Annotated in this window: 24 protein-coding genes; 15 read left to right on the forward strand and 9 right to left on the reverse strand. The window is 66.2% G+C overall.

Features of this window, described 5'->3' with window-relative positions; all coding sequences use genetic code 11:
- Positions 1-116 precede the first annotated feature (116 nt).
- The 4 genes from HMPREF2886_RS00545 to HMPREF2886_RS00560 all read left to right on the forward strand — a co-directional run bounded on the left by HMPREF2886_RS00545 (position 117) and on the right by HMPREF2886_RS00560 (position 4,895).
- Complete coding sequence (locus HMPREF2886_RS00545; RefSeq protein WP_070746590.1) at positions 117-1,076, forward strand: TAXI family TRAP transporter solute-binding subunit; 960 nt, start codon at positions 117-119, stop codon at positions 1,074-1,076.
- Positions 1,077-1,150: 74 nt separating this feature from the next.
- Positions 1,151-3,175: a TRAP transporter permease gene (locus HMPREF2886_RS00550; protein WP_033968228.1), complete on the forward strand. Its 2,025-nt coding sequence runs from the start codon at positions 1,151-1,153 to the stop codon at positions 3,173-3,175.
- Positions 3,172-3,570, forward strand: coding sequence for a DUF1850 domain-containing protein (locus HMPREF2886_RS00555; RefSeq protein WP_033968229.1), 399 nt, complete (start codon positions 3,172-3,174; stop codon positions 3,568-3,570). The genes HMPREF2886_RS00550 and HMPREF2886_RS00555 overlap by 4 nt, the downstream gene beginning before the upstream one ends.
- An 80-nt stretch (positions 3,571-3,650) precedes the next feature.
- Positions 3,651-4,895 carry a serine hydrolase domain-containing protein gene (locus tag HMPREF2886_RS00560; protein ID WP_042167778.1) on the forward strand — a complete coding sequence of 415 codons (1,245 nt, stop codon included), beginning with the start codon at positions 3,651-3,653 and terminating at the stop codon, positions 4,893-4,895.
- Positions 4,896-4,938: 43 nt separating this feature from the next.
- Here HMPREF2886_RS00560 and HMPREF2886_RS00565 read toward each other — a convergent pair whose 3' ends face one another.
- From HMPREF2886_RS00565 to folE2, 3 genes are read right to left on the reverse strand one after another with little or no spacing between them, the layout of a single operon-like run.
- A complete protein-coding gene (locus HMPREF2886_RS00565; RefSeq protein ID WP_033968231.1) occupies positions 4,939-6,276 on the reverse strand; it encodes a dihydroorotase in 1,338 nt (445 codons plus the stop codon).
- Positions 6,277-6,278: 2 nt separating this feature from the next.
- Positions 6,279-6,839 (reverse strand): gamma carbonic anhydrase family protein, encoded by a 561-nt coding sequence (locus tag HMPREF2886_RS00570; protein ID WP_003099663.1) that lies wholly within the window; start codon positions 6,837-6,839, stop codon positions 6,279-6,281.
- On the reverse strand, positions 6,836-7,732 hold the full coding sequence (folE2, locus tag HMPREF2886_RS00575) for a GTP cyclohydrolase FolE2 (RefSeq protein ID WP_033968232.1): 897 nt from the start codon (positions 7,730-7,732) through the stop codon (positions 6,836-6,838). The genes HMPREF2886_RS00570 and folE2 overlap by 4 nt, the downstream gene beginning before the upstream one ends.
- 99 nt (positions 7,733-7,831) lie before the next feature.
- Here folE2 and HMPREF2886_RS00580 point away from each other — a divergent pair, with 99 nt between their 5' ends.
- Positions 7,832-9,046 carry an N-acetylmuramoyl-L-alanine amidase gene (locus tag HMPREF2886_RS00580; protein WP_070746592.1) on the forward strand — a complete coding sequence of 405 codons (1,215 nt, stop codon included), beginning with the start codon at positions 7,832-7,834 and terminating at the stop codon, positions 9,044-9,046.
- Here the strand turns inward: HMPREF2886_RS00580 and HMPREF2886_RS00585 are convergent.
- A complete protein-coding gene (locus HMPREF2886_RS00585; protein ID WP_070746594.1) occupies positions 9,003-9,419 on the reverse strand; it encodes a hypothetical protein in 417 nt (138 codons plus the stop codon). The two genes, HMPREF2886_RS00580 and HMPREF2886_RS00585, sit on opposite strands and share 44 nt — an antisense overlap.
- Positions 9,420-9,531: 112 nt before the next feature.
- Between HMPREF2886_RS00585 and dksA the strand changes: the two genes are divergently transcribed.
- From dksA to HMPREF2886_RS00600, 3 genes are read left to right on the forward strand one after another with little or no spacing between them, the layout of a single operon-like run.
- Positions 9,532-9,936 carry an RNA polymerase-binding protein DksA gene (dksA, locus tag HMPREF2886_RS00590; RefSeq protein WP_003097086.1) on the forward strand — a complete coding sequence of 135 codons (405 nt, stop codon included), beginning with the start codon at positions 9,532-9,534 and terminating at the stop codon, positions 9,934-9,936.
- A 14-nt stretch (positions 9,937-9,950) separates the two neighbouring features.
- Complete coding sequence (gene zigA / locus HMPREF2886_RS00595; protein WP_003097084.1) at positions 9,951-11,153, forward strand: zinc metallochaperone GTPase ZigA; 1,203 nt, start codon at positions 9,951-9,953, stop codon at positions 11,151-11,153.
- Complete coding sequence (locus tag HMPREF2886_RS00600; protein WP_033968235.1) at positions 11,150-11,791, forward strand: DUF1826 domain-containing protein; 642 nt, start codon at positions 11,150-11,152, stop codon at positions 11,789-11,791. Before zigA ends, HMPREF2886_RS00600 begins: the two co-directional genes overlap by 4 nt.
- Before the next feature lie 152 nt (positions 11,792-11,943).
- Here the strand turns inward: HMPREF2886_RS00600 and HMPREF2886_RS00605 are convergent, their stop codons facing one another.
- A complete protein-coding gene (locus tag HMPREF2886_RS00605; protein WP_003099679.1) occupies positions 11,944-12,312 on the reverse strand; it encodes a hypothetical protein in 369 nt (122 codons plus the stop codon).
- Positions 12,313-12,415: 103 nt separating this feature from the next.
- Between HMPREF2886_RS00605 and HMPREF2886_RS00610 the strand changes: the two genes are divergently transcribed.
- On the forward strand, positions 12,416-13,384 hold the full coding sequence (locus HMPREF2886_RS00610; RefSeq protein WP_033978614.1) for a CobW family GTP-binding protein: 969 nt from the start codon (positions 12,416-12,418) through the stop codon (positions 13,382-13,384).
- A 92-nt stretch (positions 13,385-13,476) separates the two neighbouring features.
- The gene (gene tonB1 / locus HMPREF2886_RS00615) at positions 13,477-14,508 is read left to right on the forward strand and encodes an energy transducer TonB1 (protein WP_003121399.1); all 1,032 of its coding nucleotides are present in this window, start codon (positions 13,477-13,479) and stop codon (positions 14,506-14,508) included.
- A gap of 370 nt (positions 14,509-14,878) precedes the next feature.
- On the opposite strand, the gene HMPREF2886_RS00620 is transcribed toward tonB1, so the two are convergent.
- Positions 14,879-16,186, reverse strand: a complete 1,308-nt coding sequence (locus HMPREF2886_RS00620; protein WP_003097074.1) for an MFS transporter — start codon at positions 16,184-16,186, stop codon at positions 14,879-14,881.
- A gap of 315 nt (positions 16,187-16,501) precedes the next feature.
- Complete coding sequence (locus HMPREF2886_RS00625) at positions 16,502-18,259, reverse strand: cation:proton antiporter (protein WP_033968237.1); 1,758 nt, start codon at positions 18,257-18,259, stop codon at positions 16,502-16,504.
- Between the two features lie 362 nt (positions 18,260-18,621).
- On the opposite strand from HMPREF2886_RS00625, the gene HMPREF2886_RS00630 reads away from it, so the two are divergent.
- The 3 genes from HMPREF2886_RS00630 to HMPREF2886_RS00640 all read left to right on the forward strand — a co-directional run bounded on the left by HMPREF2886_RS00630 (position 18,622) and on the right by HMPREF2886_RS00640 (position 20,503).
- A complete protein-coding gene (locus tag HMPREF2886_RS00630) occupies positions 18,622-19,476 on the forward strand; it encodes a Tim44 domain-containing protein (RefSeq protein WP_003099685.1) in 855 nt (284 codons plus the stop codon).
- Positions 19,477-19,671: 195 nt separating this feature from the next.
- Positions 19,672-20,073 (forward strand): SMI1/KNR4 family protein, encoded by a 402-nt coding sequence (locus HMPREF2886_RS00635; protein WP_003099687.1) that lies wholly within the window; start codon positions 19,672-19,674, stop codon positions 20,071-20,073.
- A 217-nt stretch (positions 20,074-20,290) separates the two neighbouring features.
- The gene (locus tag HMPREF2886_RS00640; protein WP_003097061.1) at positions 20,291-20,503 is read left to right on the forward strand and encodes a YgdI/YgdR family lipoprotein; all 213 of its coding nucleotides are present in this window, start codon (positions 20,291-20,293) and stop codon (positions 20,501-20,503) included.
- A 16-nt stretch (positions 20,504-20,519) separates the two neighbouring features.
- On the opposite strand, the gene HMPREF2886_RS00645 is transcribed toward HMPREF2886_RS00640, so the two are convergent.
- A complete protein-coding gene (locus HMPREF2886_RS00645) occupies positions 20,520-21,200 on the reverse strand; it encodes a GntR family transcriptional regulator (RefSeq protein ID WP_033978616.1) in 681 nt (226 codons plus the stop codon).
- A 64-nt stretch (positions 21,201-21,264) separates the two neighbouring features.
- On the reverse strand, positions 21,265-22,047 hold the full coding sequence (locus HMPREF2886_RS00650) for an SDR family NAD(P)-dependent oxidoreductase (protein ID WP_023098272.1): 783 nt from the start codon (positions 22,045-22,047) through the stop codon (positions 21,265-21,267).
- Between the two features lie 115 nt (positions 22,048-22,162).
- On the opposite strand from HMPREF2886_RS00650, the gene HMPREF2886_RS00655 reads away from it, so the two are divergent.
- Together HMPREF2886_RS00655 and HMPREF2886_RS00660 are read left to right on the forward strand one after the other, a co-directional pair.
- On the forward strand, positions 22,163-23,557 hold the full coding sequence (locus HMPREF2886_RS00655) for an aspartate aminotransferase family protein (protein WP_033978618.1): 1,395 nt from the start codon (positions 22,163-22,165) through the stop codon (positions 23,555-23,557).
- Position 23,558: 1 nt separating this feature from the next.
- Positions 23,559-24,906: glutamine synthetase family protein (locus tag HMPREF2886_RS00660; protein WP_070746596.1), on the forward strand; the 1,348-nt coding region annotated here is incomplete at its 3' end.

Below are 24,906 nucleotides of genomic sequence, written 5' to 3' on the forward strand. Positions count from 1 at the left end.
TGCGGATTGTCCCGCGTGGCGTGGCGGTCTAGTCTGCACGAAGTCCTGCGCGGTCGAAGGAAGCCGGGACGCTTCCGCGACAGCGCGACAACAACGATAAGAACAGGAGACTTCCCATGTCGCTGAGCAGACGCTTCGGTCTTTTCACGCTTGCCGCAACGGTGACCTTCAGTACCGCGGTCTTTGCCGCGCCGACCTTCATCAATATCCTCACCGGCGGCACCAGCGGGGTCTATTACCCCATAGGGGTCGGCCTCTCGCAGATCTACGGGCACGATATCCAGGGCGCGAAAACCTCCGTGCAGGCCACCAAGGCTTCGGTCGAGAACCTCAACCTGTTGCAGGCCGGGCGTGGAGAACTGGCGCTGGCGCTGGGCGACTCGGTCGCCGACGCCTGGAGCGGGGTCGCCGACGCCGGCTTCAAGGCGCCGTTGAAGAAGCTGCGGGCTATCGGCAATACCTATCCGAACTATATCCAGGTAGTGGCCAGCCAAGCCTCGGGCATCAAGACCCTGGCCGACCTGAAAGGCAAGCGCATTTCGGTGGGCGCGCCCAAGAGCGGTACCGAGCTGAACGCCCGAGCGATCTTCAAGGCCGCCGGCCTGAGCTACGAGGACATGGGCAAGGTGGAATACCTGCCCTACGCCGAGTCGGTGGAGCTGATCAAGAACCGCCAGCTCGACGCTACGCTGCAATCCTCCGGCCTGGGCATGGCGGCCATCCGCGACCTGGCCTCGACCATGCCGATCACCTTCGTCGCGATCCCGGCGGACGTGGTGGCGAAGATCGACAGCCCGGCCTACCACGCCGCGAGCATTCCCGCCGGCACCTACGACGGCCAGGAGCAGGACGTGCCGACGGTGGCGATCGACAATATCCTGGTCAGCCACTCCGGGGTCAGCGACGAGCTGGCCTACCAGATGACCAAGCTGATGTTCGACAACCTGCCGCGCCTGGTCACCGCCCATGCTGCCGCCAAGGACATCGCCCTGGACAAGGCGGCGAAGAACCTGCCGATTCCGCTGCATCCCGGCGCCGAGCGCTTCTACAAGGAGAAGGGCGTACTGCCCGAGTGAGGCCCGTTTCTCCGTAGCCCCGGTCCGTGCGGCGGACCGGGTTCCCCGCGTTTCCGGCTGTAGGGAGTCGATGCATGAGCGATCATCAGAACGGGCTGCACCTCGAGGCGGAAAACTGGCCGCGCGCGTTGTTCGCCGTGGCCCTGGCCTTTTCCGTGTTCCAGGTCGTCACCGCGGCCTTTCCCCTGATTTCCACCCAGGTCCTGCGGGCCATGCACGTCGGCCTGCTGTTGCTGGTGGTGTACCTCAGCTATCCCGCCTTCGGCATACGTCGCCCCTGGCAGCCGCTGGCCTGGCTGCTGGGCATGGCCGGCCTGGGCACGGCGGTCTACCAGTGGGTTTTCGAGGCCGACCTGATCCAGCGCTCCGGAGAGCTGACCCAGGCCGACATGGTCGTCGGCGTGGTGCTGATCGTCCTGGTCTTCGAGGCGGCGCGACGGGTGATGGGCATCGCCTTGCCGATCATCTGCGCGCTGTTTCTTGCCTATGGCCTGTTCGGTGAACACCTGCCGGGTGACCTGGCCCACCGTGGCTACGGCTTCGACCAGATCGTCAACCAGCTGTCGTTCGGTACCGAAGGTCTCTACGGCACGCCGACCTACGTGTCGGCAACCTACATCTATCTGTTCATCCTGTTCGGCGCCTTCCTCGAGCAGGCCGGCATGATCCGCCTGTTCACCGATTTCGCCATGGGCCTGTTCGGCCACCGGGTCGGCGGGCCGGCCAAGGTCTCGGTATTCTCCTCGGCGCTGATGGGCACCATCACCGGCTCCGGCGTGGCCAACGTGGTCACCACCGGGCAGTTCACCATCCCGCTGATGAAGCGTTTCGGCTACAAGCCGGCGTTCGCCGGCGGCGTCGAGGCGACCGCGAGCATGGGCAGCCAACTGATGCCACCGGTGATGGGGGCGGTGGCGTTCATCATGGCCGAGACCATCAACGTCCCCTACGTGGAGATCGCCAAGGCGGCGCTGATCCCGGCCCTGCTGTATTTCGGCTCGGTGTACTGGATGGTCCACCTCGAGGCCCGCCGGGCCGATCTCAAGGGTCTGCCGCGCGAGCAGTGTCCGAGCGCCTGGGGTGCCGTCCGCGAGCGCTGGTTCCTGCTGATTCCGTTGCTGGTGCTGATCGCGCTGCTGTTCTCCGGGCGCACTCCGCTGTTCTCCGGCACCATCGGCCTGGCGCTGACCGCCATCGTCATCCTCGGTTCGGCGATCATCCTGCGGGTGTCCTCGCTCGGCCTGCGCATCGCCTTCTGGGTGGCGCTGGGGCTGCTCTGCGCGGGGTTCTTCCGCCTCGGCATCGGGGTGATCTTCGTCGTGATCGCGGCCCTGGCCCTGGCCTGCTGGTTCGTCCGTGGCGGCCGGGAAACCCTGCGCATCTGCGTCCGCGCCCTCGCCGAAGGTGCGCGACATGCGATCCCGGTGGGCATCGCCTGCACTCTCGTGGGAGTCATCATCGGGGTGATTTCGCTGACCGGCATCGCCACCACCTTCGCCAGCTACGTGCTCGACCTGGGACGGGAGAACCTGCTGCTGTCGCTGGTCCTGACCATGGTCACCTGCCTGGTCCTGGGAATGGGCATCCCGACCATCCCCAACTACATCATCACCAGTTCCATCGCCGCGCCGGCGCTGCTGGAACTGGGGGTGCCGCTGATCGTCTCGCACATGTTCGTCTTCTATTTCGGCATCCTCGCCGACCTCACTCCACCGGTGGCGCTGGCCTGTTTCGCGGCCGCGCCGATCGCCAAGGAAAGGGGATTGAAGATCAGCTTCTGGGCGGTGCGCATCGCCCTGGCGGGTTTCGTGGTGCCGTTCATGGCGGTCTATTCCCCGGCATTGATGTTGCAGGAAGGCGGTTGGGGCGCGACCCTCTACGTCGCCTGCAAGGCGGTGCTGGCCATCGGCCTGTGGGGCATGGCTTCCATCGGCTACCTGCAGGGGCCGCTGGCCTGGTGGGAGCGCCTGGTGGCGTTCGCCGCGGGGGCCAGCCTGGTCCTGGCCTTGCCGATCAGCGACGAGCTGGGCTTCGTCCTCGGCGCGCTGGTGATCGGCTGGCACCTCTGGCGCCAGCGTGCGCGCGAGGCGGTGGCGTGATCGCGCTGTGCCTGGGCATGGCCGGCAGCGTTTGGGCGACGCTGCCGCTGCAGTCGTTCACCCTGGCCTGGCAACACACGGTCGAGAAGGTGCTCTGGGAAGAAGACTATCGCCTGAGCGAGCGCGGCCTGCTGCTGGAAGAGGCCCGGGTGCGGGGCAGCGGGGCGGGGATGGATATCCCCGAGGGTGCGGTGCTGCGTGACGGCGCCTGGCATTACCGCCGTGGGTTGCCGCCGCTGCAACCGTTGCGACTGGGGCGTACGCCGGAGGCCGGCGACTACCGGATCTGCCGTCAGGGGCGCTGCGATGCGCTGGCGCGCTGGATCGGTCCGCCGGACCGTGAGCGCCCGGCGGTCGAACTCTGGGCGTGCCCGATACGGGACCCGAGCGACTGAACGTCTTGTGGATAACTCTGCGACGCCAGTCCATAAAAACGACGAAGCCGGAGCTGCTTCCGGTCATAAGGAAAACGTCCATGCGTAACTGTATATCCGTCTTCCGGCCGGTCCTGCTGGCGCTGTTCGTCTCGGCAAGCGGCTCGGCCGGTGCCGACGCGGCTGTGGAAAACCCGCGGATCGGCCGTGCCGCCGATCTCTATGAACTGATCCCGGAATACCAGCCGGACACCTACCGGAACATGGACAAGGTCTATCCGACCCGGGTTATCCACAAGGGGACCAAGGTCCGTCCGCTGCCGGCGGGTACGGCCATCGCGCCGCGCTACCGGATCGGCGGCGAGGAATACGGCGTCGACGATTTCATGCGGCGCAACCGCGTTGGCGGCGTGCTGGTCCTCAAGGATGGCAAGGTCGCCCTGGAGCGCTACGGCCTGGGCAACGACGAACGCACGCGCTGGACCTCGTTCTCGGTGGTCAAGTCGATCTCTTCGACCCTGGTGGGCGCCGCCGTGCAGCAGGGCCTGCTGGCTCTCGACCAGCCTGTGGACAAGTACCTGCCGAGCCTGGCCGGCTCCGCCTACCAGGGGGTGACGGTGGAGCAGGTCCTGCAGATGAGTTCCGGGGTCCGCTGGAACGAGACCTATCGCGATCCGAAGTCCGACCGCCGGCAGATGTTCGACGCCCAGCTCGCCGAACGTCCCGGTGGCATCCTGCGGCTGCTGGCGAGCCTGCCGCGGCAGTACCCGGCCGGTACCCACTTCACCTACAGCACCGGCGAGTCGCACCTGCAGAGCGAGCTGCTGCACGCGGCGACCCGCATTCCGGTGAGCGACTACCTGTCCGAGCGGATCTGGGCGCGGATGGGCATGCAGAGCGACGGCTTCTGGCAACTGGAATCGCCGGCCGGGCAAGAGATCGGCAGCAGCGGCTTGAGCGCGACCCTGCGCGACTATGGCCGCTTCGGCTTGTTCGTCCTCGAGGACGGGGTGATCGATGGCGAACGCATCCTTCCCGAGGGTTGGGTCGATCGTGCGAGTCGCGTCGAGGCTTCTTCCCATCTGGCCCCGGGCAAGCTCTACGATGGCGAATACGCGCTCGGCTACGGCTACCAGTGGTGGACCTTCCCGCTGGGCGCCAAGGCCCTGCCCGAGCATGACGGCGGGGCCTTCGAAGCCCAGGGCATCTTCGGCCAGTACCTCTACATCAACCGCAAGGAGAAGATCGTGGCGGTGGTGTGGAGCGCCTGGCCGAAGCCGGAGATGGACGATCGCGAGGAGGAGACCTATGCCTTCCTTGGCGCGGCGGTGAAAGCCCTGCGCTAGGGCCGTGGGCGAGCGGATATCCACAACAGGCTGTGGACAAGTTTCAGCGGGAAAACCGCAGGGGCAGTCCCTGGCAATCGTCGGACAGGCGTCCCGCGTGCCAGGCGAGCTGCCCGGAGACGATGGTGGTATCGATCCGATGGTGGAATGCCCGGTGGCGGAACGGCGTCCAGTTGCAGCGCGACAGCAGCGGCATGGCGCTGGCCAGAGCCGGGTGCTCCAGTTCGCTGACCAGCACCAGGTCGGCCCAGTAGCCTTCGCGGAGGAAACCGCGATCGGCGATGGCGAACAGTTCGGCGACCCGGTGGCTGGTCTTCGCCACCAGGTTGGCCAGCGACAGCCAGCCTTCGCGGACCAGCTCCAGGAGTGCCGGCAGCGCATGCTGGACCAGTGGCAGGCCGGCCGGCGCCTGTGGATAAGCCTGCTGCTTCTCGGCCCAGGCGTGCGGCGCGTGGTCGGTGCCGATCACGTCCAGGCGGTTGCCGGCCAGCGCCCTGCGCAGGGCGTCGCGGTCCTCGCGGCTTTTGATCGCCGGGTTGCACTTGAGCAGATGGCCGAGGCGGGCGTAGTCGCTGTCGTCGAACAGCAGATGGTGGACGCAGACTTCCGCGGTGATGCGTTTCTGGCACAGCGGCTTGTCCTCGAACAGGGCCAGTTCGCGCGCTGTGGATAAGTGCAGGACATGCAGCAGCGTGCCGTGCCGTTGCGCCAGTTCCACCGCCAGGGCGGTGGAACGGTAGCAAGCCTCGGCGTCGCGAATGCGCGGGTGGGCGGCTGCCGGAATACGTTCGCCGAAGCGCTGTCGCCAGCGCGCCAGGTTGGCTTCGATCCGCGGCGTGTCTTCGCAATGGCTCAGCAGCAGGGTAGGAACGCTGGCGAACAGGCGCTCGAGGGTCGGCAGGTCGTCCACCAGCATGTCGCCGGTGGAGGCGCCCATGAACACCTTCACCGCGGCGACCTCGCGTGGATCGAGGGCGGCCACGGTGTCCAGGTTGTCGCGGCTGACGCCGAAGTGGAAACCGTAGTTGGCCACGCTATGGGCGGCGGCGAGGCGCTTCTTTTCCGCCAGCGCTTCGAGGGTCAGCGTCGCCGGGCGGGTATTGGGCATGTCCATGAAACTGGTGATGCCGCCCGCCACGGCGGCGCGGGATTCGCTGGCGATCGAGCCCTTCTGTGGATAGCCCGGCTCGCGGAAGTGCACCTGGTCGTCGATCATTCCCGGCAGCAGGTAGCGTCCGGCGGCATCGATCTCCCGGCTGGCGCCGCAGTTTTCCAGGCAGCCGGCGATGCGTTCGATGCGACCGTGGCGGACCAGCAGATCGCCTTCGCGTACCTGCCCTTCGTTGACCATCCGGGCATTGCGGATCAGCAGGCTTTGCATGTTCAGAACTCGTTCTGCAGTGACTTGTAGCCGCGTACCAGGTCGACGTTGGTGCGTGCCACGTCTTCCGAGAACTCGCTGGCGGAAACGCTGACCCGCGGCATGCTCGCCAGGTCGGTGCGCGGACCGATGCGCTCGGTGGACGGTACGTAGAAACCCGCTGGCAGGTCGCAGCCGTCGACCACCGCGTTGTGGCGGACCACGCAGCCATCGCCGACCCGGCAGTTGAACAGCACGCTGTTGAAGCCGATGAAGACCCGGTCGCCGACTTCGCAAGGACCGTGGACGATGGAGCGGTGGGCGATGGAGCTGTGCTCGCCGATGGTCACCGCGGCACCCGACTTGGAATGGATCACCACGCCGTCCTGGATGTTCGAGTTGGCGCCGATCACGATCGGTTGCATGCCGCCGTCGGCGTCGACTTCGTCGGCGCGGATCACCGCGTAGGGACCGACGAAGACGTTGGCCTGGATGATCACCTTGCCGCAGATGATCGCGGTCTTGTCCACATAGGCCGATTCGTCGATCACCGGCAGGTCGCCGGAGGGATTCTTGCGGATCATGCGGCACCTCGCTGCCAGTGGCTCTCGGCGACGGCGTCGTGGGCATGCAGGCTTTCCGCGTGGACGACCCGTACGGAGAACCGGCTCGCCTGTGGATAACCTTGCAGGGCGCGGTGCAGCCGGCGCACCGCGTCCTCGCAGAACATCAGGTTCTGCCCGTTGGCGAGGGCGAAGGCCTGCTCGTCGGCGCGTTTCACCGCAGTCTGCACCGCGGTGCCGAGGGCGCTTTCGCCGAGATCCGCCAGCTCTTCCAGGGGCAGTCCGATGCAGTCTTCCGCCAGGCCGATGCGCAGGTGCGCGCTGCTGCGCTGGCTGTGCGGGGTGGCGACGATGCCGGCGCTGCTGCCGAGCCAGGCGAGCACGCTGGCATGATCGAGCGGTTGTCCGGCGAAGTCCTGGTCGAAGCGCTCCTGGATCAATTGCCGGGCCAGTGCCGCCGAACAGGGGCAGGTCGAGGAGTAGGTCAGCTCGAGATGGACTTCGGCCTGGAAGTCATCGCCTTCCAGGCGCGTGTCCAGCACCAGTGGATAACGTTTCCAGCCGCTCAGCGGGCTGACCAGCGCCGGACGTCGCAGCAGCGGCGCGAGGCGCAGGCGCAGGTAGGCGCGACGCGACAGGCCGGCGTGGCTGTCGAGGAAGCGTTGCAGGACGGCGCGCAGGCAGGAAAGGTCCAGCTCGCCGTGTTCCAGTTCGGCCAGCGCCAGGTAGAGGCGCGACATATGGATGCCGCGGGCCTGCGGGTCGTCCAGGCTGACACCGGCATCGGCTTCGGCGGCGACCCTCTGCCCGCCGATCTGCACGGGGAGGGCGATGCCCTGCATGCCGACCCAGTCCAGGGGAAGATCGGCGGTAGTGGTCTGGCGGGCGATATCGGGAAGCGTCAAGGCATTCATGGAGAACTCGAAGAAGGGCAGGCAAGGCCTGGAAATGGCTTGAATGTTATAATATAACGTATTAGCTAATGCCGACCCTTGCAATCGGGTATTTCGTCGATGAAGCGCCGTCGCCTCCTGCAAAGCCTGCTCGCCGGCCTGGCCCTCCAGCCGTTCCTGGCCGCCAGCGCCAATGTAAGAATCCGCCAGGCCCGGGCCTGGAATTCCTCGGAAAGCTGGCGCCTGGTGCTGGAACTGGACGGCCCGCCGCGTTATCGAACCTTTTCCCTGCAGGCCCCCGAGCGGCTGATCCTCGACCTGCCCGACGCGCAATTGCTCGCAACGCTCACCGAGCTGCCGCTGGACGGCCCCGTGCGCGCCATCCGCAGCGGCCGACTGGGTGGTGGCGGGACGCGCATCGTCCTCGACCTGCGCCAGGCGGTCAGGCCGCGCAGCTTCGCCCTGGAACCGCAGGCGGGAAAGGGCCATCGCCTGGTCCTGGATCTTTATCCACAGGCGCTGGCGGTGCCCCCCGAGCCGATGCTGGCGCTGGCCCGCCCGCTACCCTCGACGGGCCGCGACATCCTCGTGGTGGTCGATGCCGGCCATGGCGGCAAGGACCCCGGCGCGGTCGGTAGCAAGGGCGAGCGCGAAAAGGACGTGGCGCTGGCCATCGCCCGCCTGCTGGCGCGGCGGATCGACCGTGAGAAAGGCTTCCAGGCGCGCCTGGTGCGCAACGGCGACGTGTTCGTCCCGCTGCGCAAGCGGCCGGAAGTGGCCCGTCGCTACAACGCCGACATGTTCGTCTCGGTGCACGCCGACGCGGCGCCGCGACTGACCGCCTCCGGCGCGTCGGTATATGCCCTCTCCGAGCATGGCGCCAGCTCGACCATGGCGCGCTGGATGGCCGACCGCGAGAACGGCGCCGACCTGATCGGCAACAGCGGTAACCTGCCACTACAGGGGCGCGACAAGGTACTCGCCGGGGTGATCCTCGACATGGCCCTGAGTTCGACCATAGCCAGCAGCCTGGACCTCGGCCACAGCGTGCTCGGCCAGTTGTCGGACGTCACCGCGCTGCACCAGAAGCGTGTCGAGCAGGCCGGCTTCGCCGTACTCAAGTCGCCGGACATCCCTTCGATCCTGGTGGAGACCGGCTTCATCTCGAATCGCGGCGATTGTCGCCGGTTGATGGACGAACGCCATCGCCAGCGCCTGGCCGAAGCGATCTTCGCTGGCGTGCAGAGTTACTTCCGGCAACGCCCTCCCGCAGGCAGCTACCTGGCGGAGTTCAGCGCGCAGCCTCCCGGCCAGGGCCTTCGCTGCAGCCGCTGACCCGCCCGCAGGTCAGGCGTTGGCGCTGGCCCGATGAACTGCTCAGGCGGCTGACGCTGGTCCAGCCGATGTTGCGGCTGAGGCCGACCCAGATTTCCCCGTCGCTGGCGATGCCGCTGAAGAAGGTCAGGCGCCCGTAGCGCGTATTGGTCTGGGCCCAGCGTCGTCCGCTCGCCGCGTCGTAGCCGCGCAACCAGGTGTCGTTGCCGCCGGTGGCGATGCTGTAGTGGTTGCCCAGCCGATCCATGCAGGCCAGAACGGTGCGCAGGTAGGCGCATTCCGCCGGGCGGGTGCCGGGAAGAAAGCCCTGCGCCGGTGTCGCCGGAGCGAGCAGCAGGAGGGCCAGGCAGTAAAGGCGGAGGGCGCGGCGCATCGGTGGATCCCGGGATGACGTGGGCCAAGGGTAGCCGGAAGGCGATTGGCGGGCCATCGATTGTGCTGTTAATTGTTATAGTATAACGTTTTAAATTTCCCAGGTTCAGCCCATGACCGAACAGGAACTGCTTGCCCAGCCCGACGCTGCCTACATGGACGAAGCCCAGCAGGACTTCTTCCGCGACCTGCTGCTGCGCCAGCGCCAGGAACTGCAGGCGCGCATCGAAGGCGAATTCGGCGAGCTGCGCGATCTCGAACGCCCCAGCGACGAGGCCGACCTGGCTTCCCGCGAGGAACAGCGGCAATGGCAACTTCGCCTGCTGGAGCGGGAGAAGAAGCTGCTCGACAAGATCGACGAAGCGCTGGAGCGCCTGGCCCGCGGCGACTACGGCTGGTGCCAGGAAACCGGCGAGCCGATCGGCCTGCGCCGCCTGCTGTTGCGTCCCACCGCCACCCTCTGCATCGAGGCGAAAGAGCGCCAGGAGAAGCGCGAACGCCACGTGCGGCACAACTGAAGAGGTTACCAACCGTGAACCAACGCCTACCTGTCACCGTGCTGTCCGGCTTTCTCGGCGCCGGCAAAAGCACGCTGCTCAACCATGTGCTGAAGAACCGCGAGAACCGCCGGGTTGCGGTTATCGTCAACGATATGAGCGAAATCAATATCGATGGCAGCGAAGTCCAGCGCGATGTCAGCCTGAACCGCGCTGAAGAGCGCCTGGTGGAGATGAGCAACGGCTGTATCTGCTGCACCCTGCGCGAAGACCTGCTGGAAGAGGTCGGCCGTCTCGCCCGGGAAGGCCGCTTCGACTACCTGCTGATCGAGTCCACCGGGATTTCCGAACCGATGCCGGTGGCCGAGACCTTCACCTTCCGCGACGAACTGGACCGCAGCCTGTCCGACGTGGCGCGACTGGATACCATGGTCACGGTGGTCGACGGGATGAATTTTCTCCGCGACTACCAGGAAGCCGCCAGCCTGGCCAGCCGTGGCGAAACCCTCGGCGAGGAGGATCAGCGCTCGATCACCGACCTGCTGATCGACCAGGTCGAATTCGCCGACGTGATCCTGGTCAGCAAGATCGACCTGATCTCCAGCGAGCAGCGCGAGGAACTGCTGGCGATCCTGCGCCAGCTCAATGCCGAGGCGGAGATCCTGCCGATGGTGATGGGCCAGGTACCGCTGGCGAAGATCCTCGATACCGGTCGCTTCGATTTCGATCGCGCGGCGTCCGCGCCGGGCTGGCTGAAGGAACTGCGCGGCGAGCACCTGCCGGAAACCGAGGAGTATGGCATCGCCTCCATGGCCTACCGGGCGCGCCGGCCGTTCCACCCCGCGCGCTTCCACGCCTTCCTGCACAATCCGCTGAAGCAGGGGCGGCTGCTGCGCTCCAAGGGCTTCTTCTGGCTCGCCAGCCGGCCCCGCGAGGCCGGCAGCTGGTCGCAGGCCGGCGGCCTGATGCGCTATGGCCTGGCGGGCCGCTGGTGGCGCTTCGTGCCGACCGGGCAGTGGCCGCAGGACGAAGAGGGCTTGCGGGCGATCATGCGGCACTGGGAGGAAGGCGTCGGCGATTGTCGCCAGGAGCTGGTTTTCATCGGACAGAACCTGGACTTCACGGCTCTGCGCGCAGCCCTGGACGCCTGCCTGCTGGATGACGCCGAGATGAACCTGGGCATCCCCGGCTGGCAGGGCCTGGACGACCCCTTCGAGGACTGGGGGCACGCCGCATGAGCGCACTGCCGCAGGAAAAACCGTTGCCGCGCCAGGCGTTCGATGACGACCCGCAGGTGCTGGCCGAGGTGCTTCGCGACGGGGTCAACCTGGCGGTCTGGACACGCCGGTTGAGCCCGGCGCTGCGCGACTTCGCCGCTGCCCTGGTACGCAACCGGCCGGGACTGGCGCTGAGCCTGACGCTGGAGATGGAGGGAGAGCGAGCGCCGGCCTGGAATGAATTGCTCGGCACGCCGGAGTTGCCCGGACAGGCCGATTTCCTCGACGACCTCGGCTGGCTGGTGGAAGCCTTCGCCTGCCTGACCGGCGCGCAGCGCATCGGCTTGCGCCTGCGCGCGCTGGACAAGCCGATGTGCCCGCGCTTCCATGTCGACCACGTGCCGCTGCGTCTGGTCACCACCTACCAGGGCGTTGCCAGCGAATGGCTGGACGAGCCCGCCCTGGATCGCCGACTGCTGGGAGGTTTCCAGGCGGAAGTAGTCGATGCACAGCTTATCCATAGCTTGTCCACAGGTGACGTGGCGTTGTTCAAGGGCGAGCGCTGGGAGGGTAACGAAGGTGCCGGGCTGGTGCATCGCTCGCCGCAACCGGAGCCCGGGCCGGCGCGCCTGCTGTTGACCCTGGACTGGCTTGCCTGAGCCTGTGGACAAGTGACTTTCGAGGAATAAAAAAAGGCCATCCGCAGATGGCCTATCACCAAAAAGTCGTCCTACCTTGGGGATGGGGACGAAGGGTGCTGAGGTACCCGACTCCCATTTAGCCCTGACGCTGTGACAGGCTGATGACGCGCTCAGGGCTTTTTCGCGGCGCTGGGCTCTTCCCAGCGGCCTTGGCTCTGGCTGGCGCAGAACGGCTCCAGGTAGCGTGCGTCGGTCGCGATGCCGTAGTAGAAGATGTCCTGCCGATAGGGCGCGTTGGGTACCCTGGCGTCGCGGCAGACACCGAAGGCGCCCGTCGGACATTCCTCAGCGAACGTCACCTCGACCTTCTGGCCCTGCAGTTGTGGCTGGCAGAAGCCTTCGCGGAACAGCTTGGCCGGGATGCTGCGGTTCTGCTGGCAGACCTTCACGTCGAGATTCTTCGCCTGGCTATGGACGATGCAGGCTTCGGCCAGGGCCAGGCCCGGCAGGCAGGACAGGAAGAACAGGAACGGACGCATGCGAGGACTCCATTGCAGACGGGCGCGACTCTAGCACGGGGCCTGGCTCCCCCGCAGGTAAGGGCCGCACTGATCCACAGGCTTTCACATTCCGGTTGCGCAGATGCTTCGAGAGATACCCACACACCTGATCGGCGGCCCCCTGGGGGCCGGCAAGACCAGCCTGATCCGCTCGCTGCTGGCGCAGAAGCCGGTGGGCGAGCGCTGGGCGGTGCTGGTCAACGAGTTCGGCGAGATCGGCCTGGATGCCGCGCTGCTGGCCACGGACGTCGACGGCGTGGTCATCGGCGAGGTGGCGGGCGGGTGCCTCTGCTGCGTCAATGGCGTGCCGTTCCAGGTAGGGCTCGGTCGCTTGTTGCGTCGGGCACGACCGGACAGGCTGTTCATCGAACCCTCCGGGCTGGGGCATCCGCTGGCGCTATGGAAACAGTTGCAGGCTCCTCCCTGGTCCGGTGTCCTGGCCCTGCAACCCCTGGTAGTGGTGCTGGATGCGGCCGCGCTGGCCTCCGGCCAACCGTTGCCGGAGGCACAGGAACAGGCGCTGGAAACGGCCGGCATGTTGCTGCTGAACAAATCCGAAGCGCTCGACGCGACGCAGCGCTGCGCCGTGCGCGCGCGCCTGCCGGTCCTGCCGTTGCGCTGGAGCGTGCGCGGTCACCTGGCATTGCGCGATCTGCCGGCCAGCGTTTCCGGGGAAGGTAGCGCGACGACCTGGGCGGCCCTGCCGGAGGCGCCTGCTCAGTTGGGAACGCTGCTGTCCGCCGAGCGGCCGCTGCGCGCCGTGCGCGAGCAGGACGGCCAGTTCGCCATCGGCTGGCGGCTGGCGCCGTCGGTGCGTTTCGATCGGGTCGCGGTGGACGCCTGGCTGAGCCGTTTGTCCGGACTGCGGCGGGCCAAGGCGGTGCTGCATTGCGCGGACGGTTGGTATGCAGCGAATGCCGCGCCGTTTGTGGATAACTGGGGCAAGTCCTCGTGGCGGCGGGATAATCGGCTGGAACTGATCCTCGCTGCAGGCGCGGATGAAGAGGCGCTCGAAGAGGCGTTCCTGGCGTGTCGGATGGTCGCGGAATGATCCGCCAAGGTTGCCCTGAGGACACGACTGAATGATAATAATTATCAGAAGACTCTACTTCCTTACCTTTCACTTCTCCGCAGGTCGCCCTCATGTCGCCACAGCCTTCACGGTCGCCTGACCGTTTTTCGCTGGCCGCGCTCGCCGAAGACCATCCCACAGCTCCCGCCCAGGGAGACGAAAGCGAGTCCCTGCCATGCGTGAATGCCCAGCGCGGAGAACCCAACCTGCGCGTGGTGGACTGCTCCGGTGCGCGCCGCGACGAGGAAGTGGCGGTCGAGGAAGTGCTGATCCCCTACGCCCATGGCAGCGATCCCGAAGACGTTCCCGGCGAGCCGCCCAAGTCGCGCTGGTGGTTGTCCTCCGGCGCGGCGGTGGCGATGCATGTGGCGATCATCGGTGCGCTGGTGTGGGTGATGCCGACCCCGGCCGAACTCAACCTTGGCCACGGCGAACTGCCGAAGACCATGCAGGTGAATTTCGTCCAGCTCGAGAAGAAGGCCGAGCCGACCCCGCAGCCGCCGGCTGCCGCGCCGGAGCCGACGCCGCCGAAGATCGAGGAACCCAAGCCGGAGCCGCCGAAGCCGAAGCCGGTGGAAAAACCCAAGCCCAAGCCGAAACCCAAGCCCAAACCGGTGGAAAACGCCATTCCCAAGGCCAAGCCGAAGCCGGAACCCAAACCCAAGCCGGAACCCGAGCCGAGCACGGAGGCATCCAGCCAGCCCAGCCCTTCCAGCGCCGCTCCGCCGCCGCCCGCACCTACCGTCGGGCAGAGCACGCCCGGCGCGCAGACCGCGCCCAGCGGCTCGCAAGGTCCGGCCGGCCTGCCCAGCGGCAGCCTCAACGACAGTGACATCAAGCCGTTGCGCATGGATCCTCCGGTCTATCCGCGGATGGCCCAGGCCCGGGGTATCGAAGGCCGGGTGAAGGTGCTGTTCACCATCACCAGCGATGGCCGCATCGACGACATCCAGGTGCTGGAGTCGGTGCCGTCGCGCATGTTCGACCGCGAAGTGCGTCAGGCCATGGCCAAGTGGCGTTTCGAGCCGCGTGTCAGCGGTGGCAAGATCGTCGCCCGCCAGGCGACCAAGATGTTCTTCTTCAAGATCGAGAAGCGCCGCTGAGGCGGTTCGCCGACAACGAAAAGAGCCGCGCCTTCGAGCGCGGTTTTTTTTGATTCCCGGTAGGTCTCGCAGATGGGGCTTCGCTGCCTGGGGACGGCAGGCCCCTTGCGCTGTTCCGCCGTCGGAGGAGGAGATCGACGTTTACGCGCCAAGGTTCCAGTCCCGCCGGAATGACTAGCCGCAGGGCGAATAGCCGCTTGCGGTTATCCGCCGTGGAACGCAGGGGCACCGGCGGATTACGCCGTAGACCAGCAGCGGGCGGGTGTGGGGAGTCGATTGCAGTGCCAGAAAGCAGGACGGCGACCCGAAGGTCGCCGTCCTGTGGATAAAAAGGCCCGGAGTGTGTCGGGGCCATGAGCACGAGGCTCAATCAATCGGTCGTGATCTTCGAGTGCTTCTGGGTGTCCTTCATGAACACATAGACCAGCAGCGAGCAGGCGATGCAGGCGGTGACGTACCAGTAGAAGCCGCTCTCCAGGCCGACGCTCTTGAACCACAAGGCAACGTATTCGGCGGTGCCGCCGAAGATCGACACAGTCAGGGCATACGGCAGGCCGACGCCCAGGGCGCGGATCTCGGTGGGGAACAGTTCGGCCTTCACCACCGCGTTGATCGAGGTGTAGCCGCTGACGATCACCAGCGCCGCCATGATCAGGAAGAACGCTCCCCACCAGCTGTCGACGCTGTGCAGGGTGCTGAGGATCGGGTAGGTGAAGACGGTGCCGAGTACGCCGAAGGCGATCAGGATCGGCCGCCGGCCGATCTTGTCGGAGAGGGCGCCGACGATGGGCTGCAGCAACATGAAGAGGAACAGGGTGGCAGCCGAGATCATGGTCGAATCGGTCTTGCTCATGCCCACCGTGTTCACCAGGTACTTCTGCATGTAGGTGGTGTAGGTGTAGAAGGCCAGGGTGCCGCCCATGGTCAGGCCGACCACGGTGAGCACTTCCTTCGGGTGGCGCAGCAGGGTGCGCAGCAGGCTTTCCTTCGGCTCTTCCTTCTTCTTCGAGAAGGACTCGGTCTCTTCCATGCCGCGACGCAGGAACATCGCCACCACTGCGCACAGCGCGCCGATGAAGAAGGGTACGCGCCAGCCCCAGCTTTCCAGTTGTTCTACGGTCAGGGTCTGTTGCAGGACGATCAGCACCGCCAGGGCGATGAGCTGGCCGGAAATCAGGGTCACGTACTGGAAGCTGGAGAAGAACCCGCGCTGTTCCTTGTTCGCCATCTCGCTCAGGTAGGTGGCGGAGGTGCCGTATTCGCCGCCGACCGACAGGCCCTGGAGCAGACGCGCGACTACCAGCAGGATCGGCGCGGCGACGCCGATGGTTTCGTAGCTGGGGGTCAGGGCGATGATCAGCGAGCCGAAGCACATCAGCAGCACCGAGGCCAGCAACGCCGCCTTGCGGCCCTTGCGGTCGGCATAGATACCCATCAGCCAGCCGCCGATCGGGCGCATCAGGAAGCCCACGGCGAAGATAGCTGCGGTGTTCAGCAGTTGGGCGGTCATGTCGCCCTGGGGGAAGAATGCCTTGGCGAAGTACAGCGAGAAGGCGGCGTAGACGTACCAGTCGTACCACTCGACCAGGTTGCCGACGGAACCGCTGAAGATCGACTTGATGCGTTGCGAAGTGGTGCGGGGCTGGGCAGACGCGGAAATGGCGTTGGCGCTTTCCATCGTGTTTCCTCTTTTCGTTGTTGTCTTGGATGTGCTGATCAGGGCGCAGCACACCGGCACATCGCGAGGGCGACGTATTGGATGGCTCGATAGCAGGTGCCGTGCCAACGCGGGAAAGCCGCGTGGGGACTGGGCTGGAAGAGGAGCGGGATGGTCTTGGCCGAGCGGGAGTCCGCCGACCGGGAGAATGGATAAGCGGAAATCCGCCGATCCTTCAGGGCAAAGGGTCCGATAGCGACACCAGGTGCAGGCGAGGGCGAATAACCGCAGCGTGGTTATCCGCCGATTCGACGGCAGGCCGGGATTGCTTGGGTCTCAGTGGCTGCCCTTTTCCTGGTCGAGGGTTTCCATCAGGGCGATCTGCATCCGCGAATGCACGCGGATCAGCCAGCGCCAGAGCACTGCGATCACCAGGCCGGCGACCAGCACCACTACGACCAGCAACTCGCCCGGCGGCAGGATGCTCGAGCTGAGCGCCGCCAGCAGCACCATCATGCCGGCCAGCGACAGCAGCGGGATGATCTCGGAGATCACCCGACGTACCCGCGCCGTATGGCGTCCGGCTTTCTCCGGCTTGACCCCGAGTTCGGCCAGCAGCATCGACAGAGCCTTGAGCTTGCGATACGCGGCGATCAGAAAGGCCAGCGAGACCAGCAGCGCGCCGCCCCAGATCAATGCCTTGTGTAGCCCGTCGTAGGCGACCCACTGGCTCATCCAGGCGGAAAGCGTATCGGCGAAATAACCGCCGGCGAGGAAGATCGCGATCACCAGCGCCAGGTTCACCCCGACCTGCAGCAAGATGCGCCGGATCATCGCCGCCAGCACCGCACGGTCGCCCTGCGGCTGGATGCTGCGCAGCCAGTCGCCGTAGTGGCCGAAGATCCTCGCCATGCGCTGCGGCATGGCGTTGGCCAGGTGCTGCGAGAGCGGATCGGCGGCGCGGATCAGGTACGGGGTGAGCAGGGTGGTGATGGCCGAGACCGCTACCGCCACCGGGTAGAGGAAGTCGCTGGTGACTTTCAGAGTCATGCCCAGGGCGGCGATGATGAAGGAGAACTCGCCGATCTGCGACAGGCCCATGCCGACCCGCAGCGAGGTGCGTCCGTCGTTGCCGGCGATGAACGCGCCCATGCCGCAGGAGAACATCTTGCCGAGCACCACAGCGACGGTGATCAGGGCGATCGGCCAGGCGTACTCGACGAGGATCCTCGGGTCGATCAGCAGGCCGATGGCGACGAAGAAGATCGCACTGAACATGTCACGGACCGGCTCGATCAATCGTTCGATCTGCACCAACTGGCGCGACTCGGCCATGATCGCGCCGATCAGGAAGGCGCCGAGCACCATGCTGTATTCCAGCTTCACCACCAGCAGGCAGAAGCCGAAGCACAGGCCGAGCACGGTGACCAGCAGCATCTCGTTGCTCTCGAACTTCGCCACGTAGGCCAGCAGGCGCGGCACCAGGAGGATGCCGACGACCAGCGCGACGATCATGAACAGGCTGAGCTTGCCGACCGTGGAGAACACCTCGCCGGTTTCCACCGAACCGCTCACGGCGATTCCCGACAGCAGGGCGATGATGCCGATGCCGAGGATGTCCTCGACGATCAGCACGCCGAAGATCAGTTGGGCGAAGCGCTCGTTCTTCATCTTCAGGTCGCCGAGCGCCTTGACGATGATGGTGGTGGAGGAGATCGCCAGGATCGCACCGAGGAACAGCGAGTCCATGGTGCTCCACTCGAAGAAGCGACCGATCTCGAAGCCGATCCAGATCATCAGGACGATTTCCAGGAACGCCGCGATGAACGCCGTGGCGCCGACCTGGAAGAGCTTGCGCAGGCTGAACTCCAGGCCGAGGCAGAACATCAGGAAGATCACCCCGAGTTCGGCCAGGGTCTTGATCGTGTCTTCGTCGTGGATCAGTCCGAAGGGCGGGGTGTGCGGGCCGATGATGAAGCCGGCGACGATGTAGCCGAGGACCACCGGTTGGCGCAGGCGGTGGAAGAGGATAGTGACCACACCCGCCACCAGCATGATCACGGCGAGGTCCTGGATGAAATCGACGGCATGCATGGCGGCGGTCCTCGCTCGGGGAATGGGTCGGCAGACGCGGCGACCGGGCGGCCTCGCAGACCCGCAGACTAGCATCCGCAAGTGCTTGATCGGTGGGCTGAAAAAAACTGTAACAGACGTTTCGGCGAGGCTCTGCGTTGTGCTTTCCGGGGCGCCGGGCGGATCTTCGCGCGCCGATCCGCGTACATTGCCTGTCGTCCCCGGCAACGAGGGTGTACCCTGGCGCCGACCCGCGAGCCAGACGCGGCGGGCGAAAAAACGGCAGCCGGGGAGCAATAGCCCGAAACAAAATCCGGCTGGTCCTGTCGCCCGTACCGCCGCAACATGGCGCGCGTCGATTCCCCCAAGAGAGAAAGACTACAATGCAGCGTGTTCTCAGCATCGCCCTCGCCTTCTGCCTGGCGCTGACCGTCAGCCTGGATGCCAATGCCAAGCGCTTCGGCGGCGGCAAGAGCCTCGGCTCGGCACCCAGCCACCAGACCCGCCAGGCGCAGCCGGCCACTGCGCCGAACGCCACTGCTGCCGCCCCCAACGCCGCTCGTCCCGCCGCTGCCGCCAGCGGTGCTTCGCGCTGGCTCGGCCCGCTGGCCGGTATCGCCGCGGGCGGACTGCTCGCTTCCATGTTCATGGGCGACGGTTTCGAGGGTATCCAGATGCTCGACATCCTGTTGATCGCCCTGGTGGCCTTCATCGCCTTCCGCTTCATCGCTGCTCGCCGGCGCCAGCAGAACCAGGGGCAGCCGGCGATGGCCGGGCACGCGCCGATGCAGCGCGAAATGCCGGCCCAGGCGCCGATCTTCGGTGGCGCCGCCGCTGCTGCCGCTGCGCCGAGCCCGGTGATCAACGCGCCGAGCTGGTTCAACGAGGAGCGCTTCGTCGGTGCCGCTCGCGAACACTTCATGTCCCTGCAGCAGCATTGGGATGCCAACGAGATGGACAAGATCGCCGAGTTCGTCACCCCGCAGATGTTGCAATGGCTGAAGCAGGAGCGCGCCGAGATCGGCGACGCCTACCAGTCCACCTATATCGACAACCTGGTCGTGCAACTGGACGGCGTCGACGACCAGGCCGACAAGACCATCGCCACCCTGACCTTCAGCGGTGTGTCGAAGACCTCGCGCTTCGACCAGGGCGAAGCCTTCAGCGAAAGCTGGCGGATGGAGCGCGCCCAGGGCGAGAACCAGCCATGGCTGGTGGCCGGTATCCGGCAGAACTGATCCCGAGTGGTTGCGGTCCCTTCGGGGGCCGCCGAAACCCCCGCTCCCGCCAGGGAACGGGGGTTTTTCATCTCCGTTGGCGGGTTGACCGACCATTCGTCCGGCGCCATGGCCGAAGGCCAGCCACGACACTTGTCTTGCGCTCGGTGCGGCTACTGTATAAAAAGCGTGCCACCCGTTGCGAGAGAGCCTGTCGTGGAAGACGTCATCGAAAAACTGCGTGAACTCAACGAACCGGTTCCGGTGCCCCTGGAACTGCCGGAAGAAGAACTGCTGGTGGAAATCGAGGAAGAGCTGCTGATCGGCATTCCCGCCGAATTCCGCGAATTCCTCCTGCTGGTCAGCGATGTGGTCTACGGCCGCCTGGAGCCAGTGACCGTGACCGATCCGCACTCGCACACCTACCTGCCCGAAGTGGCGGCCACTGCCTGGGACCTGGGCGTTCCGCGCGAGTTGATCCCGCTTTGCGAGGACGACGGCAGCTACTACTGCGTGGCGGAGGACGGCGAGGTGGTGCTCTGGGCCGATGGAGACCTCACCGATGAAAGCTGGGATTCGGTGTGGGTCTGGGCTCGCGACGTCTGGCTGGAGAGCTGAGCCTGAACCACCGCAAAGGCTCTGCAACGCGCCTTTTCGGCTGACTTCCCGACGTCGCGCGAGGCTGCCTGGAGGCCCTGCGCGTCGCCGTCGGCGCTTCGTCTCCGACAAAGCGCCGCTGCGCTAAGGAATTTCCCTCGATTGCCACGGTCACAAGGGCAATTCCGCACTTGTCGCTCCGGATGTAGGCAAGTGCGCTGCCCCGTGTGGAGATTCTATGAAGTTCAAAGCTCTGTTCGCTGCATTGCTGCTGACCAGCCTGGCGGGTTGCGCCAACCAGGCGGTGGTCACTTTGCAAGATGGCAGCGAGGTCCTGGTCAAGGATCAGTCGGATTACGACAAATACAATGACTACTACGAGTTCGAACAGCTGAATGGCGACACCATCCTGATCAAGAAGGACAATGTGCGCACCATTCGCCCGCAGTAGCGGCGCTTATCTCCCGTCAGGCGTGCTCGCCGGAACGGTATCGCTTTCGTGGCCGGGCCTCCAGCTCCAGGAGGTTCAGCAGGTACTGGCCGAAGTAGGCCAGGTCCTGTTCGATCGCCGCGCGCGCGGCCGGGCCGTCGCCGCGGCGTAGTGCGTCCAGGGCGTCCTCGTGGAAATCGTTCAGGCGTAGGGACAGGTCTGCCTCGGTGAACAGCCGGTTGAAGAATGGCCCGACCTGTAGCCAGAGCGTCTCGATGAGACGCAGCAGCACCGGGTTGCCGCAGGCGCGGTAGAGCGTCAGGTGGAATTCGCTGTTGGCTTCCAGGTAGGCCTGCACCTCGCGTCGGCGCAAGGCGTCCTCCATTCGCCGCAGACATCCTTCGAGCCTTTCCAGTGTCCGCTCGTCCAGCCGGCCGCTGGCGCTTTCGGCCGCCAGTCCTTCGAGGGACAGGCGTACCTGGAGGATCTGCAGGAAACGCTCGCGGGTCATCAGCGGCACCCTGAGCGAGCGTTGTGCCTCGCCCTCCAGCGCCCCTTCCGCCACCAGCCGTTGCAGGGCGGCGCGAACCGGCATCGGGCTGGTGCCCCACTGGTTCGCCAGGTCGCGGATCTTCAGTCGCTCGCCGGGCCGGAAACGTCCGGCCAGCAAGTCTTCCCGCAGTCGTTGGTAGAGTCGTTCCTGGAGATTCTCGGCCATGGTCAGCTCCGTGCCGCCGGCGGCGCCGGAAGCTGGGAAAGCGTCAGGCTGCAGTTGCGCATGTTCAGCTCCGTTTGTTTTCGATCAGGCAGTTGCCGCCGTCCACCACCAGCAGTTCGCCGTTGACGAAGCTGGCTTCCGGCGAGGCGAGGAAGGCCACCGCGGCGGCCACCTCTTCGGGCCGGCCGGCACGTCCGCTGGGGCTGGCCAGGGCGGCCTGGCGTTCTTCGGCGGTGCTCGAGGCGGTGGCGATCCAGCCCGGCGCGACGCTGTTCACCGTGATGCCGCTCTTCGCCACCTCCAGCGCCAGGCCCATGCTCCAGCCGACCAGACCGGCCTTGGCCGCGCTATACGCGGCTTCGCCCGGGTTGCTGCCGCGGGTTCCGGTGGTGGAGGCGACGTTGACGATCCGCCCGTAGCCGCGCTCGCGCATACCCGGCAGCAGGCCGCGGGTGAGCAGGAAAGCACTGGTCAGGTTGCGCGACAGGGACAGTTGCCAATCCCGCAGCGAGGTCGCTTCCACTGCGCTGAAGGGTTCCGCGCTGTTCAACTGGGCCATGCCGGCATTGTTCACCAGGATGTCGACCCGTCCCCACTGGGCTTCGGCCCAGTCCAGCAGGCCCTGCACCTGGGCTTCGTCGGTCAGGTCGGCGCTCGCGGCGCGCACGTCGTGACCACATGCGCTCAGTTCCTCCGCTCGTTGCCTAATCCGCTCGCTGCTGGCGGTAATCAGCAGGCGCACGCCTTCGCGGGCCAGCCGCCGGGCAATGGCGAAACCGATGCCGAGTTCGCTGCCGGCGCCGCTGATGAGCGCGACCTGGCCTGTCCACTTCGGAAAGTCATTCATTTTTGTGATCACAAAATTGAGATGAAAAACAGATTATCAGTGCTTTCAAATGCTGTATTGACTTTTTTGTGATCACAAATGAAAGTTGTGCGAAATAAAAAACGAGGTGTTCGAAATGACCGCCAGTGGCATCGCCGAAGCCGCCGTGGAAACCTTCATGGCCCGCGAGCAGCAACGTTTCCTTGCGCAGAATCCACAGTCCGTCGCGCTCGCCGAGCGAGCCCGGCGCGCCTTGTTCGACGGCGTACCGATGCACTGGATGAGCGATTGGTCGACACCCTGTCCGCTGTTCGTGGAGCGTGCCCACGGCGCGCGTTTCCATGATGTGGACGGCCACGCCTACGTGGACTTCTGCCTGGGCGATACCGGCAGCATGTTCGGCCATTCTCCGGCGCCGATCGCCCGGGCGCTCGCCGAGCAGGGCGCGAACGGCCTGACCACCATGCTTCCGGGGGAGGATGCCATCGTCGCAGGCGAGCTGCTGGCGCAGCGCTTCGGCCTGCCGTTCTGGCAGGTAGCGACCACCGCCACCGACGCCAACCGCTTCGTCCTGCGCTGGGCGCGTGCGATCACCGGTCGCAAGGTGGTGCTGGTATTCGACGGCTGCTACCACGGCACGGTCGACGACACCCTGGTTCGCTGCCGCGACGGCCGCACCGTGCATCGCTCCGGCCTGCTCGGCCAGGCTCACGATCTCACCCAGTTCAGCCGCGCGATACCGTTCAACGACCTCCAGGCCCTGGAGCGGGCGCTGGCCAGCGAAGACGTGGCCGCCGTGCTCTGCGAGCCGGCGATGACCAACATCGGCATGGTCCTGCCGCAACCCGGCTTCCACCAGAAGCTGCGCGAGCTGACCCGTCGTCACGGCACGCTGCTGATCATCGACGAGACCCACACCATCTCCACCGGTCCAGGCGGCTGTACTGGCGCCTGGAAACTCGAGCCGGACTTCATCACCCTCGGCAAGCCGATCGCCGGTGGCGTACCGTGCTCGGTGTATGGTTGCAGCGCGGCGATGGCCAGCGCCATGCAACTGGCCAGGACACGCGCCAGCGAGCAGAGCGAAGGCCACGGCCACAGCGGCATGGGTACCACGCTGTCGGCCAACGCCCTGGCGATGCGCTGTATGCGTGCCAACCTGGAAGAGGTGATGACCGATGCTGCCTACGCCCACATGCTGCCCCTGGCGGCGCGTCTGGCCGAGGGCTTCCGCAGGATTATCCACAAGCACGGCCTGGCCTGGTCGGTGACCGAGCTCGGTGCGCGCAGCGAGTTCCAGTTCTGCCCGCAATCCCCACGCGACGGCGCGGCCGCCGAGGCGGCGTTCCACGACAGCCTGCAAATGGCCCTGCACCTGTATCTGATCAACCGCGGCATCCTCATCACGCCGTTCCACAACATGACCCTGTGTTGCCCGGACACTCGCGAAGAAGACGTCGACCGCCTGCTCTCCAGCCTCGACGAGGCGCTCGGCGAGCTGCTCGCCATACCCGGCGCGCGGGAGGCCTGAGATGCATTTCGCCGATCCGCGGGAAGCCCGCGAGTTCCTCGCCGCACACCCCGAGGTGCGCAGCATCGAGCTGTTCCTGATCGACGCCAACGGCGTGCCGCGCGGCAAGCTGCTGCATCGCGACGAACTGCTGGCGGTCTACGAAAGCGGGCGGCCGCTGCCGAGCACCATCCTCGGCCTGACCATCAATGGCGATGACGTCGAGGAGACCGGCCTGGTCTGGGACGTCGGCGATGCCGATTGCTGGACCTTCCCGCTGCCCGGCAGCCTGACCCTGCAACCCTGGCGGCAGTCACCGACCGGACAGGTACAGGTCAGCATGCATCCCGAGCTCGGGCTACCGGCCGCGGCGGGCGATCCCCGGCATGTGCTGCAGCGGGTTATCCACAGCCTGCAGGCGGAGGGTTTCCACCCGGTGATGGCGGTGGAACTGGAGTTCTACCTGCTCGACCGCGAACGCGACAGCGACGGCCGGCCGTTGCCGGCGTTGCAGATGAATGGCCAGCGGCCGCGGGCGACCCAGGTCTATGGCGTCTACGAGCTGGAGCAGTTGCAGCCATTCCTCGATGACTTGTATGCCGCCTGCGAGGCCCAGGGCCTGCCGGCGCGCACGGCGATCTCGGAGTACGCGCCGGGGCAGGTGGAAATTACCCTGCAGCACCGCTTCGACGCGCTCCAGGCGATCGACGAAGGCGTGCGCTACAAACGCCTGGTCAAGGGCGTGGCGAATCGCCATGGGCTGCAAGCCTGCTTCATGGCCAAGCCGTTCGCCGATCTTTCCGGCAGCGGCCTGCACCTGCACGTCAGCCTGGCCGACGCTGCTGGCAACAATCTGTTCGCCAGCGAGGATCCGGCCGGGACCCCGCTGCTGCGCCAGGCCATCGGTGGAATGAAGGCGTGCCTGCTGGAGTCTTTGGCGCTGTTCTGTCCGAACGCCAACTCGTTCCGCCGCTTCCAGGCGAACAGCTACGCGCCGCTGGCGCCGACCTGGGGAATCAACAACCGCACCGTGTCGCTGCGGGTTCCCGGCGGCCCGGCGTCCAGCCGGCACATCGAGCACCGCATCTGCGGCGCCGACGCCAATCCCTACCTGGCGGCGGCGGCGTTGCTCGCGGCGGTGCGCCTGGGTATTCGCGAGCGACTCGACCCCGGTGCGCCGATCAGCGGCAACGGCTACGCTCAAGCCACCCAGGCGTTGCCGAGCGACTGGCTGACCGCGCTGCGCGCCCTGGAGGGCTCGGCCTGGGCGCGCGAGGCGCTCGGCGAGGATTTCCTGAAGATCTACCTGGCGATCAAGCAGGCCGAATACCGTGCCTTCATGGGCGAGGTCGGCGAGCAGGACTGGCGCT

The sequence above is a fragment of the Pseudomonas sp. HMSC066A08 genome (assembly GCF_001813025.1).
In the GTDB taxonomy this organism is placed as follows: domain Bacteria; phylum Pseudomonadota; class Gammaproteobacteria; order Pseudomonadales; family Pseudomonadaceae; genus Pseudomonas; species Pseudomonas aeruginosa.

What these genes read in the sequence shown, in the direction of transcription:
- HMPREF2886_RS00545 (WP_070746590.1), top strand. Translation starts at nt 117, where the DNA reads ATGTCGCTGAGCAGACGCTTCGGTCTTTTCACGCTTGCCGCAACGGTG.
- HMPREF2886_RS00550 (WP_033968228.1), top strand. Translation starts at nt 1,151, where the DNA reads ATGAGCGATCATCAGAACGGGCTGCACCTCGAGGCGGAAAACTGGCCG.
- HMPREF2886_RS00560 (WP_042167778.1), top strand. Translation starts at nt 3,651, where the DNA reads ATGCGTAACTGTATATCCGTCTTCCGGCCGGTCCTGCTGGCGCTGTTC.
- HMPREF2886_RS00565 (WP_033968231.1), bottom strand. Translation starts at nt 6,276, where the DNA reads ATGCAAAGCCTGCTGATCCGCAATGCCCGGATGGTCAACGAAGGGCAG.
- HMPREF2886_RS00570 (WP_003099663.1), bottom strand. Translation starts at nt 6,839, where the DNA reads ATGATCCGCAAGAATCCCTCCGGCGACCTGCCGGTGATCGACGAATCG.
- folE2 (WP_033968232.1), bottom strand. Translation starts at nt 7,732, where the DNA reads ATGAATGCCTTGACGCTTCCCGATATCGCCCGCCAGACCACTACCGCC.
- HMPREF2886_RS00580 (WP_070746592.1), top strand. Translation starts at nt 7,832, where the DNA reads ATGAAGCGCCGTCGCCTCCTGCAAAGCCTGCTCGCCGGCCTGGCCCTC.
- HMPREF2886_RS00585 (WP_070746594.1), bottom strand. Translation starts at nt 9,419, where the DNA reads ATGCGCCGCGCCCTCCGCCTTTACTGCCTGGCCCTCCTGCTGCTCGCT.
- dksA (WP_003097086.1), top strand. Translation starts at nt 9,532, where the DNA reads ATGACCGAACAGGAACTGCTTGCCCAGCCCGACGCTGCCTACATGGAC.
- HMPREF2886_RS00600 (WP_033968235.1), top strand. Translation starts at nt 11,150, where the DNA reads ATGAGCGCACTGCCGCAGGAAAAACCGTTGCCGCGCCAGGCGTTCGAT.
- HMPREF2886_RS00605 (WP_003099679.1), bottom strand. Translation starts at nt 12,312, where the DNA reads ATGCGTCCGTTCCTGTTCTTCCTGTCCTGCCTGCCGGGCCTGGCCCTG.
- HMPREF2886_RS00610 (WP_033978614.1), top strand. Translation starts at nt 12,416, where the DNA reads ATGCTTCGAGAGATACCCACACACCTGATCGGCGGCCCCCTGGGGGCC.
- tonB1 (WP_003121399.1), top strand. Translation starts at nt 13,477, where the DNA reads ATGTCGCCACAGCCTTCACGGTCGCCTGACCGTTTTTCGCTGGCCGCG.
- HMPREF2886_RS00620 (WP_003097074.1), bottom strand. Translation starts at nt 16,186, where the DNA reads ATGGAAAGCGCCAACGCCATTTCCGCGTCTGCCCAGCCCCGCACCACT.
- HMPREF2886_RS00625 (WP_033968237.1), bottom strand. Translation starts at nt 18,259, where the DNA reads ATGCATGCCGTCGATTTCATCCAGGACCTCGCCGTGATCATGCTGGTG.
- HMPREF2886_RS00630 (WP_003099685.1), top strand. Translation starts at nt 18,622, where the DNA reads ATGCAGCGTGTTCTCAGCATCGCCCTCGCCTTCTGCCTGGCGCTGACC.
- HMPREF2886_RS00640 (WP_003097061.1), top strand. Translation starts at nt 20,291, where the DNA reads ATGAAGTTCAAAGCTCTGTTCGCTGCATTGCTGCTGACCAGCCTGGCG.
- HMPREF2886_RS00645 (WP_033978616.1), bottom strand. Translation starts at nt 21,200, where the DNA reads ATGGCCGAGAATCTCCAGGAACGACTCTACCAACGACTGCGGGAAGAC.
- HMPREF2886_RS00650 (WP_023098272.1), bottom strand. Translation starts at nt 22,047, where the DNA reads ATGAATGACTTTCCGAAGTGGACAGGCCAGGTCGCGCTCATCAGCGGC.
- HMPREF2886_RS00655 (WP_033978618.1), top strand. Translation starts at nt 22,163, where the DNA reads ATGACCGCCAGTGGCATCGCCGAAGCCGCCGTGGAAACCTTCATGGCC.